Annotated in this window: 12 protein-coding genes; 7 read left to right on the top strand and 5 right to left on the bottom strand. The window is 58.8% G+C overall.

What is annotated here, in order from left to right:
* Positions 1 to 10: 10 nt before the first annotated feature.
* The gene (locus CTT34_RS07295) at positions 11 to 1,492 is read right to left on the bottom strand and encodes a glycoside hydrolase family 32 protein (RefSeq protein WP_159341840.1); all 1,482 of its coding nucleotides are present in this window, start codon (positions 1,490 to 1,492) and stop codon (positions 11 to 13) included.
* A gap of 152 nt (positions 1,493 to 1,644) precedes the next feature.
* Here CTT34_RS07295 and CTT34_RS07290 point away from each other — a divergent pair, with 152 nt between their 5' ends.
* From CTT34_RS07290 to CTT34_RS07265, 6 genes are read left to right on the top strand one after another with little or no spacing between them, the layout of a single operon-like run.
* Entirely contained in the window at positions 1,645 to 2,382 is a 738-nt protein-coding gene (locus tag CTT34_RS07290) for a FadR/GntR family transcriptional regulator (RefSeq protein WP_159341839.1), read from the top strand.
* A 31-nt stretch (positions 2,383 to 2,413) separates the two neighbouring features.
* The gene (gene dgoD / locus CTT34_RS07285; protein WP_159341838.1) at positions 2,414 to 3,562 is read left to right on the top strand and encodes a galactonate dehydratase; all 1,149 of its coding nucleotides are present in this window, start codon (positions 2,414 to 2,416) and stop codon (positions 3,560 to 3,562) included.
* Between the two features lie 26 nt (positions 3,563 to 3,588).
* The gene (locus CTT34_RS07280) at positions 3,589 to 4,359 is read left to right on the top strand and encodes an SDR family NAD(P)-dependent oxidoreductase (protein ID WP_159341837.1); all 771 of its coding nucleotides are present in this window, start codon (positions 3,589 to 3,591) and stop codon (positions 4,357 to 4,359) included.
* Positions 4,356 to 5,327 (top strand): 2-dehydro-3-deoxygalactonokinase, encoded by a 972-nt coding sequence (locus CTT34_RS07275; protein WP_159341836.1) that lies wholly within the window; start codon positions 4,356 to 4,358, stop codon positions 5,325 to 5,327. The genes CTT34_RS07280 and CTT34_RS07275 overlap by 4 nt, the downstream gene beginning before the upstream one ends.
* Positions 5,328 to 5,369: 42 nt before the next feature.
* Positions 5,370 to 5,975, top strand: coding sequence for a 2-dehydro-3-deoxy-6-phosphogalactonate aldolase (locus tag CTT34_RS07270; protein ID WP_159341835.1), 606 nt, complete (start codon positions 5,370 to 5,372; stop codon positions 5,973 to 5,975).
* A complete protein-coding gene (locus CTT34_RS07265; RefSeq protein WP_159341834.1) occupies positions 5,975 to 6,871 on the top strand; it encodes an SMP-30/gluconolactonase/LRE family protein in 897 nt (298 codons plus the stop codon). Before CTT34_RS07270 ends, CTT34_RS07265 begins: the two co-directional genes overlap by 1 nt.
* Before the next feature lie 84 nt (positions 6,872 to 6,955).
* Here CTT34_RS07265 and CTT34_RS07260 read toward each other — a convergent pair whose 3' ends face one another.
* From CTT34_RS07260 to zwf, 4 genes are all read right to left on the bottom strand, one after another.
* Entirely contained in the window at positions 6,956 to 8,551 is a 1,596-nt protein-coding gene (locus CTT34_RS07260) for a solute:sodium symporter family transporter (RefSeq protein ID WP_159341833.1), read from the bottom strand.
* A gap of 249 nt (positions 8,552 to 8,800) precedes the next feature.
* Positions 8,801 to 9,463 carry a bifunctional 4-hydroxy-2-oxoglutarate aldolase/2-dehydro-3-deoxy-phosphogluconate aldolase gene (locus CTT34_RS07255; RefSeq protein ID WP_159341832.1) on the bottom strand — a complete coding sequence of 221 codons (663 nt, stop codon included), beginning with the start codon at positions 9,461 to 9,463 and terminating at the stop codon, positions 8,801 to 8,803.
* A 42-nt stretch (positions 9,464 to 9,505) separates the two neighbouring features.
* Positions 9,506 to 10,171, bottom strand: a complete 666-nt coding sequence (pgl, locus tag CTT34_RS07250; protein ID WP_159341831.1) for a 6-phosphogluconolactonase — start codon at positions 10,169 to 10,171, stop codon at positions 9,506 to 9,508.
* Position 10,172: 1 nt separating this feature from the next.
* The gene (gene zwf, locus CTT34_RS07245; protein WP_159341830.1) at positions 10,173 to 11,666 is read right to left on the bottom strand and encodes a glucose-6-phosphate dehydrogenase; all 1,494 of its coding nucleotides are present in this window, start codon (positions 11,664 to 11,666) and stop codon (positions 10,173 to 10,175) included.
* A gap of 323 nt (positions 11,667 to 11,989) precedes the next feature.
* Between zwf and malE the strand changes: the two genes are divergently transcribed.
* Positions 11,990 to 13,177 (top strand): maltose/maltodextrin ABC transporter substrate-binding protein MalE, encoded by a 1,188-nt coding sequence (malE, locus tag CTT34_RS07240; RefSeq protein ID WP_159341829.1) that lies wholly within the window; start codon positions 11,990 to 11,992, stop codon positions 13,175 to 13,177.
* The last annotated feature ends 39 nt before the right edge of the window (positions 13,178 to 13,216 follow it).

Here is a 13,216-nt window from a genome sequence, read left to right as displayed (position 1 = left end):
GTCGAGTTCGCTACTCGGCGACGCTTTGGGTCACCCCTTCCGCCACATCCACCCGCCCCCTGACGACTTCCAACGTAACCGGTTGACGGCGATGATCGACAAAGCTCACCTGGGTGATGTAGCGCTGCTCAGTGGCTCCTTCCACCAGCATTTCCAGCGTGCCGTGGTCACACCACCACCTCACCATCACCGTTAACCCATCGACGCTGCCCGCCGAGTGGTCACAGGCAAAGTGCTCATCAAAGGCGGCCTGACCGTTACTCCCTTGACGCTCATAGTGTAGCGACGTTGTTGATTCACCTGCGGTCAGCCAGAGCCGCTGCTGATAGCCCTGCTGTAGTGATAGCGCCAGCTTCGTACCTGCCGTGAGCACCAGCGTCAGTTGACCATGAATGGCCTCCCCATCGGGCAACGCAATGCAGTGCTCCCCTGCCGTTTGCAGCGAGCGAGGCGATAGGCGGCGAGGGGCGCTGAGCGCTTGAGCTGCTTCGCGAGCAAAATGCTGATGTAACCGCACCCCACGAGAAGTCGCACGCAGCGTCAGTTCTCGCGGCAGGCTCATGGTGCCCCGCCAGCCCGTTTCGGGGGCATGATTGGCGTACTGCCAGTTGTTCAACCACGCCAGCGCAAGCTGCCGCCCGGGGGTATTCGACCAGCTCTGCACCGCGTAAAAATCCCGCCCTTCGTCCATCATCAGCACGGCGTCAGAAGCGTTATCATTGGTGAAGCGCTGGCCGTCAAACTCGCCGATAAAGTACTGGGTGAACGAGCCAAATGGGTTATCCGGCGTGGCGCCAATGCCTACCACCAGCACCCAGCGCGTGGCGGGCTCATCCGGCCCAGCGCCGTCCACCGGCAGCTCAAACAGATCCGGACACTCCCAGGGGTGCTGGGTATGCGCGCCCTCGCCTTCGCCAAAGGCGCTAGCAAACTGCCACTCCAGCAGGTTATGGGAGGTATAGAAGTGAATCTCCTGCCCACAGGCCAGCGCCATTACCCAGCGCTGGCTAGGGCCATGCCAAACCACTTTAGGGTCGCGGAAATCTTTAAACCCAGGCGGCGGCAGAACCGGATTCCCCTCGTAACGCTGCCAGGTACGGCCCTTATCGCGGCTATACGCCAAGCACTGGGACTGCTGGTAATCCTCCGGGTCATCAGAGAGCACCCGGTGGCAGGTGTAAAACGCCAGGAGCCCCGGCTGGCCGTCAAACAGCCCCGTGTCATCGTGCTCATCCACCACGGCGCTACCCGAAAAGCAGGCACCCTCTTCGTTGGGTTCCAACGCGATGGGCAAGTGCTGCCAATGGCAAAGGTCACGGCTAACCGCATGCCCCCAATGCATTGGCCCCCAAACGGTGCTGAACGGGTGGAACTGATAAAACAGATGGTACTCGCCCTCGAAAAACACCAGCCCATTGGGGTCGTTCATCCACCCCATCGGCGGGGCAAAATGCACCACCGGGCGCTGGGGCTCAAAATCCGCTAACGTCATGCTTAAACCTTAACTTAATCGTTTAAGTTAGCGTATCACGATGCTTGCTTTTAAGCCTTCATCCAATAGCCGCACAGGCGACTATTGGCTGACTTGTTAAAATGTCAGACATTTAATAGACTTTTTTCAACTTAATTCAAAGAGAGTCCTGCATGTCGCTGAATGCTTTACCGCCTCACTCCGGCGGCGCCATCCATCTAGCGCGCCTGCTGGCCAGAGCGCTGCTGGCGGGTACATGGCAGCCAGGCGAGCTGTTCCCCAAAGAGATGGATATCAGCAACCACTTTGGCGTCAGCCGTAATCAAGTCCGCAACGCCTTAGCCAGCTTAACGGCCGCCGGGCTTATAGAGCGTACGGCAGGCAGAGGAACGCAAATTCGACAAATGAGCGATTGGCACTTGCTTGACCCGCTAATGAGCGAATGGATGACCGGGATCACCAACCTTGATCCCGAGCTGATCCGCGCCATTTACGCCTTTCGTTTTTCGGCGGAGCCGGTCGTGGCCAGTTTAGCGGCACTAGCCGCCAGTGAAGAAGACCTTGATCGTTTGCGAGCCGCTTTTGAAGGCATGAAACGAACGGCAACGGACCCGGCGGACCGCCATCAGCACGCGGAATACGACGTGATGTTCCACGATGCCACCTACAGCGCTAGCCACAACCTTGTATGGCGGCAAATGGGGCACCTGTTACGCCCCTCGATCATGGCGTTGGTTCACGGCTCCCAACACCAAACCAGCACGCTTGATGACAGCTTAGCGAGGCACCAGGCCGTTTTAGACGGCATCGTTCATCGCGACCCGGAAGCCGCGGCGGCGGCGGCCAAAGAAGTCCTGCGCCGGACGGCAATCGATTTAGGCATCGTCAACGAACCTTCCTTCACTCATTAATCACTTATCTGCTAGCAAAGGTAGAAGATCGATGAAAATTACCCGTTTAAAAACCTGGCAAGTGCCGCCCCGCTGGCTTTTCCTCAAAATCGAAACCGATGAAGGGTGCTACGGCTGGGGCGAGCCGGTCATTGAAGGGCGTGCCGCCACGGTAGAAGCCGCCGTGCACGAGCTGGCCGACTACTTGATTGGTCAAGACCCTCACCGGATCGAGCACCTATGGAACACCATGTATCGCGCGGGATTCTACCGCGGCGGCCCGATTCTAATGAGCGCCATAGCAGGGATCGACCAAGCGCTATGGGATTTAAAAGGTCGCGATCTGGGCGTGCCCGTCCATCAACTCTTGGGCGGTGCCGTGCGCGATAAGATGCGGATGTACGCCTGGACAGGGGGCGACCGCCCAAGCGATGTGGGCGCGGGTGCTAACGCCCTGGTGGAGAAAGGGTTCACCGCTTTCAAAATGAACGGCACGCCCGAGCTGCAAATCGTCGACTCCCACCGCAAAGTGGATGAAGCGGTCGCCCGAGTAGCAGAAGCGCGGGACGCGGTAGGGCCCGACGTGGGAATCGGCATCGACTTTCATGGCCGCGTACATCGGCCAATGGCGAAAGCGCTGCTACGCGAACTGGAGCCGTTTCACCCCATGTTTGTTGAAGAGCCCGTGGCTCCCGAACATCTGCCCTGCTTAAAAGATATCGCCGGAGGCCTTGGCTACCCGCTAGCCACCGGCGAGCGCTTGCACACCCGCTTTCAGTTCCGCGACCTGCTGGCAGACGGCATGATCGATATCGTGCAACCCGACATTTCCCACTGCGGCGGTATTAGCGAAGGGCTAAAAATTGCGGCGCTCGCCTCTTCTTACGACGTTGCCCTAGCCCCCCACTGCCCGCTGGGCCCTCTTACCTTAGCCGCCTCTCTGCAGTTGGATGCGGTGAGCCATAACGCCTTTATCCAGGAACAAAGCATGGGGATCCACTACAACCAGGGCAACGATGTACTGGACTACCTAGTGGATAAAACGGCGTTAGCCATTGAAGACGGCTTTTGTGCCATTCCCCAAGGCCCCGGGTTAGGCGTGGAAATCGATGAAGCCTTTGTTGAAGAGCGGGCCAAAACCGGACACCGCTGGCGCAACCCCGTGTGGACCCATGAAGACGGCTCAATCGCCGAGTGGTAACCCTTCGCTAGCAAATGGAGAGCAGCATGAGCGACCCGTTGAACACTTTGTTATTTAAAGACTTAGCTGGCAAAAGCGTGTTTATTACCGGCGGCGGTAGCGGTATCGGTGCCGCACTGACCGAGGGCTTCCTAGCCCAAGGGGCAAAGGTAGCGTTTGTGGGGCTGACGGACGCCAGTGAATTTTGCACTGCCATGGAAGCGACCTACGGCGTTCGCCCGCTATTCATCAAGTGCGACATTCGTGATGTCGAGGCGCTTAACAGTGCCATCGAGCAAGCCCGCCAAGCGCATGGCCCCATCAGCGTCTTGGTCAACAATGCCGCGCGGGACACCCGTCACCGGCTTGATGAGTGGAGCGTGGCGCAGTGGGACGAATCCATTGCTACCAATCTGCGCCCGCACTTTTTCACCGCCCAGGCGGTGGCGCCGGATATGCGCGCGCTAGGCGGCGGTGCCATTATCAACCTCTCCTCTAACAGCTATTTGCTCGGGTTGAGCGGCTACCCCACCTACGTGACTGCCAAAGCGGGCATCATGGGGCTCACCAAAGCGCTTGCCCGGGAGCTTGGCCCCGACAGCATCCGGGTTAACTGCCTGATTCCAGGCTGGGTGATGACCGAGCGCCAGAAAGAACTCTGGGTAAACGATGCCGACCTTCAAGAGTGTCTGGATCAGCAGTGTTTGAAAGAGGCGATTCCCGTCGATGACATGATCGGGCCCTGCCTGTTTTTGGCCTCTAACGCATCGCGCATGATGACCGGGCAAGAGCTCATCGTGGACGGAGGGCGCGTATGAGCAGCGCCCTCGATCAACGCCTAGCCTGGGTTGCCGCAGATTGGGGGTCCAGCAATCTTCGCGTCTGGGGGCTGGACCAGCACGATCAAGTCATTGCCCAGGCCAGTAGCGATAAGGGAATGCTCGCGTTAATCCCAACTCAGTATGAGGCTGAGTTACTGCGCCTGATTGCCGACTGGCTGCCCGCGAACCGCCAGGTGGATGTGGTGGTGTGCGGTATGGCGGGGGCACGCCAAGGCTGGCTGGAAGCCGCCTACCTACCAGTGCCCACGCCCCTTCATCAGCTGGGCATGGGAGCGGTGACGCCTCAACTGGCTAGCCAGCAGCTGCGCGTTTATTTACTCCCCGGCTTGAGCCAAACCCGCGCCAACGCTACCCATTTCGATGTCATGCGCGGCGAAGAGACCCAACTGGCGGGCTTGCTGGCTGATCACCCCCACTTTTCAGGCCTCGCCTGCCTGCCCGGCACCCACTCCAAATGGGCACACTTAGAAGCGGGAACGGTTGGTAGCTTCAGTACCTACCTAACAGGGGAGCTTTACCAGTTGCTGGCGCGTCAGTCGGTGTTACGGCACTCCATCGGCAGCGACGACCTGGATGATGAGATGGGTCGTGACGCCTTCATGACAGCAGTGCGTGAGAGCTATGAGGCACCAGACGCCTTTAGCAGCCGCCTGTTTGGCCTACGCGCACAGGACTTGCTGGACCCCAAACTGCCAAGCGATGCCCCACGACACAATCTCCTAGCGGCAAGGCTCTCGGGCTTGGTGATTGGGTTAGAACTCGCCGGTGCATCCCGCCAGTACGCGTCAGATGCCCCCATTGCGCTGATTGGCAATCACGCCCTTTGCCAGCGCTACACGTTGGCATTAGACACCATCGGCCGCCCTACTCAGCATCTGGACGGCAGCACCGCCGTACTGGCAGGCCTAAGCCTCGCCCACCATGCGCTTAAGGAAACGGCTTAACGCCGCCCCTGCTGGCCGAACCGATATATGGAGAAATCGCCTATGTCACTGCCCTTAATCGGTATTCTGCGTGGGGTCACACCCACCGACGTTGTTGAGATTGCAGACGCGGTGCTTGCCGCTGGGATTACTCAGATTGAAGTGCCGCTGAACTCCCCCGAACCGTTAGACAGCATCCGTTTACTGGTGGATGCCTTTGGCGAACGCGCCGTAATTGGTGCCGGAACGGTCTTAACCACCGCTCAAGTGCGGGATGTTCACGCCGCTGGGGGCCGTTTGATCGTATCGCCCAACTGCCGCCCTGCTGTCATCGAAGAAACCCATCGGCTTGGCATGGCCAGCTGGCCGGGCATCGTCACCCCCTCTGAAGCGTTCGATGCATTGGACGCCGGCGCTACCGGGTTAAAACTATTTCCAGCGGTCCAGGTGGGTCTAGAAGGCATGAAAGCAGTCCGCGCGGTACTGCCCAAAGGGACGCTGCTATACGCCGTGGGCGGCGTAGGGGTAGATAACTTTGCCGAGTGGCGCACTGCTGGCGTGGACGGAGCGGGCCTTGGCAGCGCGCTGTATAAACCCGGCCAAAGCGCCGCTCAAGTGGGACAGCAGGCACAGGCGCTGGTCGACGCCTGGCAGGCAGCGAGGCAGTGATGAGTCCAAACGAGCATACCCCAACCTGGCAAGCGGAGCTGGCCCTTGATTGCCGTTGCACACTAGGTGAAGGCCCACAGTGGGACGCAGCGAACGAGCGGCTCTATTGGTGCGACATTCTTGAGCAGCAGCTGCACTGGCTAGCCCCTGCCAGCGGGAAGAGCGGCCAGTATGCGCTCGATCACAAAATCTCGTTGGCTACTCCGCTCAACACCGGCGGCCTGCTGCTGGTGGGCGAAGACCGCTTGAGCCACTTCGACCCGCACGGTGGAACCCTCACGCGGTGGGGAGATTTCGAGACCGACAATCCGGTTACTCGCAGCAATGACGCCCGCGTGGACCGCCACGGCAGTCTGTGGCTTTCCAGCATGGGTAAGGCTGCCGAACCGGGGGCCGGGGCACTGTATCGCTTGCATCGCGGCGAACTCACACGCTTACGCACCGGGCTCACCATCCCCAATGCCCTCTGCTTCTCGGCAGACGGCCACTTTGCATGGTTTACCGATACGGCCACAAGCGTCGTGATGCGCTGGAGGCTAGACAGTGAAGGCTGGCCCCAGGGCAACCCAGAGCCTTGGGCAGACTTCTCCTCTACCTTGGGCAATCCCGATGGCGCAGTCGTCGATAGCGAAGGCTGCCTGTGGCTAGCGCTGTGGGGAGCTGGGCAGGTCGTGCGCTTAAACCCTGATGGCGACATCATTGGTCGCGTTGAGCTGCCTGTGAGCCAACCCTCGTGCCCTGCCTTTGCTGGCTCGGGACTGACGACGCTCTATATCACCACCGCGCAAGAAGGATTTAGTGCTGAGCAGTTGGCCAAAGAGCCCACCGCTGGCTCGCTTTACGTGGTAGACACCGGTATTGCGGGTCTTGCAGAGCTGCCTCTACGCCTGACTTAACAAGCCAACAGCCTAAAACAGAAGGCCCCGCTAACCTAAGCGGGGCCTGTTCGCTTTAGCGTTCAGCGTTGCCAATGTCAGATTTTAACCGGCAAAGCTGATATACATCACAATGACCAGCACCACCAACACAACCCCGGCAGGCACGGCGCCTTTCCAAGGCGTTAGATCCACATCGCCGCTATGCTCCTGAATCCAGTCGGTCTCGCGGGGGCGCAGTTTGCCGATGATCAGCATCACAGCCACCAGCAGCACAAACACCAGCGCCACGAAGTGAAACTCGTGCATTACCTGCGGCAGCAGCGTGAACGGCGGCACGAAATAGCCTGCCGCAATCAGCAAGCAACCACCGACCAACGCTATCTTGGCCGCCATGGGCGGTACTCGCTTGGTTAACAGCCCCACCAGCACGACCGCCAGAATGGGGATGAAGTAGATTGCGTTCATCTTCTGCAGATAGCCGAACAGGCTCTCCTGACCCGCCAGCAGCGGCGCGATAATCATGGTAATGACGGCCATGATCCAGCCAAACACCTTACCGGACTTCACCACCTGCGCTTCACTCGCGTCTTTATTTAATACGCCCTTATAAATCCCCAGACTGAAAATCGTCGTGGTACTGTTCAGTGCCGAGTTAAACGACGACAGAATGGCACCCACCATTACGGCGGCAAAGAAGCCGGTCAGGTAAGGAGGCAATACGTTAAATACCAGATGACCATACGCTTCGTCGGCACGTACGCCCTGATCGGCATACAAGTGATAAGCGATGATACCCGGCAGCACCAAATACAGCGGCCCCAGCAATTTAAAGAGACCGGTCAGCAGCACGCCCTTCTGCCCTTCGGCCAGGTTCTTGGCGGCAAAGGTGCGCTGGATGATCTGCTGGTTGGTGCTCCAATAGAAGAGGTTGATCAGGAAGACGCCGGTAAACAGGGTGAAGAACGGCACCTGCTGTTCAGGGCCACCAATCGAATTCAGCTTATCTGGGTCGCTCTCTTTGAGAATATTCCAACCTTCCATCACGCCGCTGCCGTCACTGACCGCCTGCAGGCCGAAATAGACGATGACGAAACCGCCAATCAATAGCCCCACGCCATTCAGCGTGTCGGATACGGCGACCGTACGCAGCCCGCCAAACAGGGCATAGATGGCCCCAATAATGCCAACAATCCACACCGTCAGCCAAAGCAGCGTGTTGGTCGACTCAATGCCTGTTAGCCCTTGAAGGTCGAGCATACCCTGCAGGCCGATGGCGCCTGAATAGAGAATGATGGGTAGTAGAATCACCGCGTACGCAATTAGAAAAATGATATTGGTGATTAGCTGCGTCGTTTTATCAAAACGAATTTCGAGTAGCTGAGGCAGCGTCGCAATACCACTTTTCAAAAAGCGCGGAAGGAAAAATAACGCCAGGGCGACCAGAGCAATCACCGCGACGACTTCCCAGGCCATGACGCTTAATCCATCGGCAAACGCCGCACCGTTAAGCCCCACCATCTGCTCAGTAGAGAGGTTGGTCATTAACAGTGAACCCGCGATAAGCGGAAAGGTGAGCGTCCGCCCTGCTAAGAAATAGCCGCTAGTGCTGGAGTGGTCGTCGCGCCGAGTGATGCGCCACGTAATGAAAGCGACAAGCCCTGTGAAAAACAGGAACGACGCCAGGGTCAACATATGCATGCTCGCTTTCCTCTTTGTAGAAAGAACGCGTCATTTTCGAGACGCGCGCGAAATGTCTGACATATCGAAACCTCATCTTAGTTGACGCGAATATATCGACGTTATTCGTCTTTAGTTGTACTAAAGGAACACAAAAAAGCCCGAGCATAGCGACATGCTCGGGCAAACGTCTTGCTCACACGACCCGACATCAGTGAGGCAAGTAACGAGAGTGCTCGGTAAGGTGTTACCTATTAGTGATGGAAACGCTTAGTGGTGGAAACGCTCTGCGGCTTGGCGGGCGAGTTCGCGGATGCCGTCCCAATCTTCGGCATCGACCATTGCTTTCGGCGTCAGCCAAGAGCCGCCTACGCACATCACGTTGGGCAGTGACAGGTAAGATTCGGCGTTATCAACGGTGATACCGCCCGTGGGGCAGAAACGCGCTTCGGGGATCGGTGCGCCGAACGCTTTGATCGCTTTGGCACCGCCGCTGGATTCCGCGGGGAAGAACTTGAAGCGGCGGTAGCCGTACTGCCAGCCGGTCATCAGCTCAGAAATGGTAGACACGCCCGGCAGCATCGGTACGGGGCTCTCTACGCCGTAGCGGTAAAGCGCCTCGGTGGCACCTGGCGTAACAACGAAATCAGCGCCGACTTGCTCAGCTTGACGGTACTGGGCAGGCGTGAGTACGGTGCCGACCCCAATGCTGGCGCCCGGTAGCGCCTCTTTCATGCGCTTGATGGCTTCCAGGGCACAATCGGTACGCAGTGTAATTTCCAGCACGGTGAGGCCACCCTCGACCAGGGCGCGGCCCAGCGGCACGGCGTCTTCCAGGCGTTCGATGGTGATCACCGGGATCACTTCGGCTTTCAGGCAAATGCTGTCCAGCTCGGCGGTGCGCGTTGAGGGTAGCTGTTTATCGATGGTCATGAGTGAGTCTCCAAGCAAATTGTTATTGGCGAAAGTGTAGCGTTAGGGCGCCCAGTAGATCGCCAGCGGGCAAGATAAGAAAGCGCGGATGGGCAATGTACGAACATCGTCACCACTCATGGCGTTCGCCAATACGGCACGCTTATCGTCGCCGGTAATATGTAGAATGTGGCGCTTTGCCTGATGCAGGCGGTCCGCCGAGAAGGTAATGCGCGGCTGCGGCTGGCTGGGAGTACGCACGGCCACTAGCGGCTCATCAGTAGAAAGCGCTAGGTCCAGCTCTTGGCTATCGGGGAACAGCGAGGCCGTATGGCCATCGCCGCCCATGCCTAAAATCACCACGCTCGCGGGCCAAGCAAGCCCGGCGGTGGCTTCTGCCACCGCTGCCACGCCCTCTTCCGGGGTGCCAGCGTCCGAGGTGAGCGGCACGAAGTTAGCCGCCGCCGCTGGGCCTTGCAGCAGGTTGTCGCGCACCAGCTTGGCGTTGCTGTCGCTGCTCTGCTCGTCGACCCAGCGCTCGTCGGCCAGGGTGATATCTACCCGTGCCCACTCCAGCGGCTTTTGCGCCAGCGCTTTGAAAAACGGCACGGGCGTGGAGCCACCGGAAACCACCAGCAGCGCACGCTTCTGGTGGGAAAGATCATCGGCTAGCGCCTGATAGACGGCTTCCGCTAGCTGCTCGGCTAGCGCTTGACGTGCTTCGCTCATGTTAATAATCCTCGTACCAGCTGCGGCCATCCTGGGTAATCATGGCAATGGAGGCGACCGGCCCCCAGGAGCCAGCTGGGTAGCGGCGCGGCGGCGTTTCGCGTGACTTCCAGCCATTGATGAGCTGGTCGCACCAGCGCCACGCGTGCTCTACTTCATCACGGCGAACGAACAGGTACTGCTGGCCTTTCATGACTTCCAGCAGCAGGCGCTCGTAGGCATCGGGAATACGCGATTTCGGGAAGGCACTGTTGAAATCCAGGTGCAGCGGGCCAGGGCGCAGGCGCATGCCTTTATCCAGGCCGCTATCCTTGGTGAGCACCTGAAGGGCAATGCCCTCTTCCGGCTGCAGGCGGATAATCAGCTTGTTGGAGGCAATGCCACGCTGGTCCGGGTCGAAGATGTAGTGCGGCTGCTGGCGGAAGTGAATGACGATCTGCGAGAGTTTCTCCGGCATCCGTTTACCGGTGCGCAGGTAGAACGGCACGCCCGCCCAGCGCCAGTTGGCCACTTCGGTTTTCATGGCCACGAAGGTTTCGGTCTGGCTCTGGGTATTGGCACCCTCTTCTTCCAGGTAGCCCGGCACGGATTGGCCGTCGCTGGTGCCCGCAATGTACTGGCCGCGCACAACGTCGCGTCCCAGCGATTCGCCGGTAAACGGTTTCAATGCCTTGAGCACCTTCACCTTCTCATCGCGGATAGCATCGGCATCCAGGTTCGAGGGCGGGTCCATGGCGATCAGGCACAGCAGCTGTAGAAGGTGGTTCTGCACCATATCCCGCAGCTGCCCCGCATCGTCAAAGTAGCCCCAGCGCCCTTCGATACCGACTTTTTCGGCAACGGTGATCTCGACGTGGGAGATATGGTTCTGGTTCCACTGGGTACCGAACAGCGGGTTGGCAAAGCGCAGGGCGATCAGGTTTTGAACCGTCTCTTTGCCCAGGTAGTGGTCGATGCGGTAGATACGCGACTCGGGGAACACGGCACCAATGGCGTCGTTGATCTCCTCGGAAGAGGCTAGGTCATAGCCAATCGGCTTTTCTACTACGACGCGGGTATCGTCATCGAGACTGTTGCTGGCCTGCAGATTGCGGCAAATGTCGCCGTAGATGCGTGCCGCCACGGAGAGATAGACCACCATCGGGCGCTTGCTGCCCTCGCGCCACTGGCGAATGGCGTCATAGCCCTCGGCGTTGGCGAAGTCAAGCTTGAGATACTCTAAGCGGTTCAGGAACCGCTCCAGGCTCTCTTTATCCTGCTCGTCTTTTTTCAGGCGCTTTTGCAGCGCGCCGCTGACTAGCTGACGGAACGCGGCAGTGTCGTGCTCCTGACGCGCCAGCCCCATGATCCGCGTGCTTTCGGGCATCAAGCCTTCGCGGTCAAGATGATACAGCGCAGGAAACAGCTTGCGCATGGCAAGGTCGCCAAGCGCCCCAAAAAGCGCTAAATCAATAGCGTGATTCGGATCGCCCAGCGGGGCATGTGACTGGCTCATCTCAGCTCCTATTTATAATTAGGTCATCTAATGTAGTTAGATTACCTAAAATCTATCTGATGTGAGGCATTATACGCAATAATTCGTGTAATTTTACTACAAAATATTGTCGCCTGCTGCCCTTTCCGGTGCGTTTTACAACGACGGTGTCGCGCCCTGACCGCCTAAGCTTCTACCTTTACTCTACGCCCCTCGGATACGCCACCCCTCCTCCCCCAAGGAGGAGGTGGCCTTGTGCGTAATTAGCGACGCTGACCGTGAACAAAGCGCGTCATGTGAGAACGCGCACGACAACAACAACGTCACAACGAGGTATGCACATCATGGCAATGGTTCGTCCATTTTTCACGCCGCTGCTCGCCGCTACGCTAGCGGCCACCGCCACACTCCCCGCCTTCGCCTTTGAGGATGACCGCTTGACCATCTGGATGGGCGATAACAAAGGCCAGGAAGGCATCCGCGCTGTCGCTGACCAGTTCCTGGAAGATACCGGCATCGAAGTGGAAGTCGTGTTTCCCGACAACCTGACCGACCGTTTCCAGCAGGCGGCAGGCAGCGGCCAAGGGCCGGATATCGTCATCTGGGCCCATGACCGCATGGGTGAGTGGGCACAAAGCGGCCTGCTCAAACCGATCGCTCCCAGCGACAGCTTCCGCGACGCGTTTTACGACTTCACCTGGGAGGCGGCGCTGTGGAATGGCGAGACCTACGGTTACCCCATCTCGGTGGAATCGCTGGGGCTGATTTACAACAAAGCGCTGGTGGAAACGCCGCCCGAGAGCTTTGCCGAGCTCATGGAGCTGGACGCCACGCTCTCCCAAGAAGGCAAGAAAGCCATCCTGTTCGATTACAGCGAACCCTACTACGGCTGGACGCTGCTGGCAGCCAACGGCGGCTATCCGTTCAAACAGACCGACAGCGGTTATGACGTCAGCGACATCGGCGTCAATAACGAGGGTGCCTTGCAAGGGGCTGAGCTACTGGTCGAACTGATCGAAAGCGATGTACTCCCCCGTGGCACGGACTACAACCTGATGGATACGCGCTTTAACCAAGGCGAAGTAGCCACCATGATCAGCGGCCCTTGGGCATGGCCTAACCTGGAGCGCAGCGGTATCGATTATGGTGTCGCCCTGCTGCCCAAAGTGGGTGACGAGCGAGCCAAGCCGATGTTCGGCGTAATGACCGCGATGATCAACTCTGCCACACCCAACGACTTCCTAGCGGTGGAGTTCCTGGAGAACTACCTGCTCAGCGAAGAGGGAATGCGGACGTTCAACAACGACGGTTCGCTGGGGGCCGTTGCCCATATCGACTATCAAGCCGAGCTGGCGGGCAACCCTAACATTGCCGCCACACTTGAGAACGCCGAAGTGGGCATGCCGATGCCCAACATTCCTGAAATGGGTGCCTTCTGGGCCGCCATGGAGCCTGCGCTGCAGAACATTGGCAGCGGTCGCCAATCGCCCCAAGAAGCGCTGGATGCCGCTGCGCGCCGTATGCGCCAGTAGCCTCCGTTTTAGCCTCTACTGCCCGGTAGCACCTGCTGC

Source organism: Halomonas meridiana (genome assembly GCF_009846525.1).
Taxonomy (GTDB): domain Bacteria; phylum Pseudomonadota; class Gammaproteobacteria; order Pseudomonadales; family Halomonadaceae; genus Vreelandella.
This window is presented reverse-complemented; position numbering and strand designations above follow the sequence as displayed.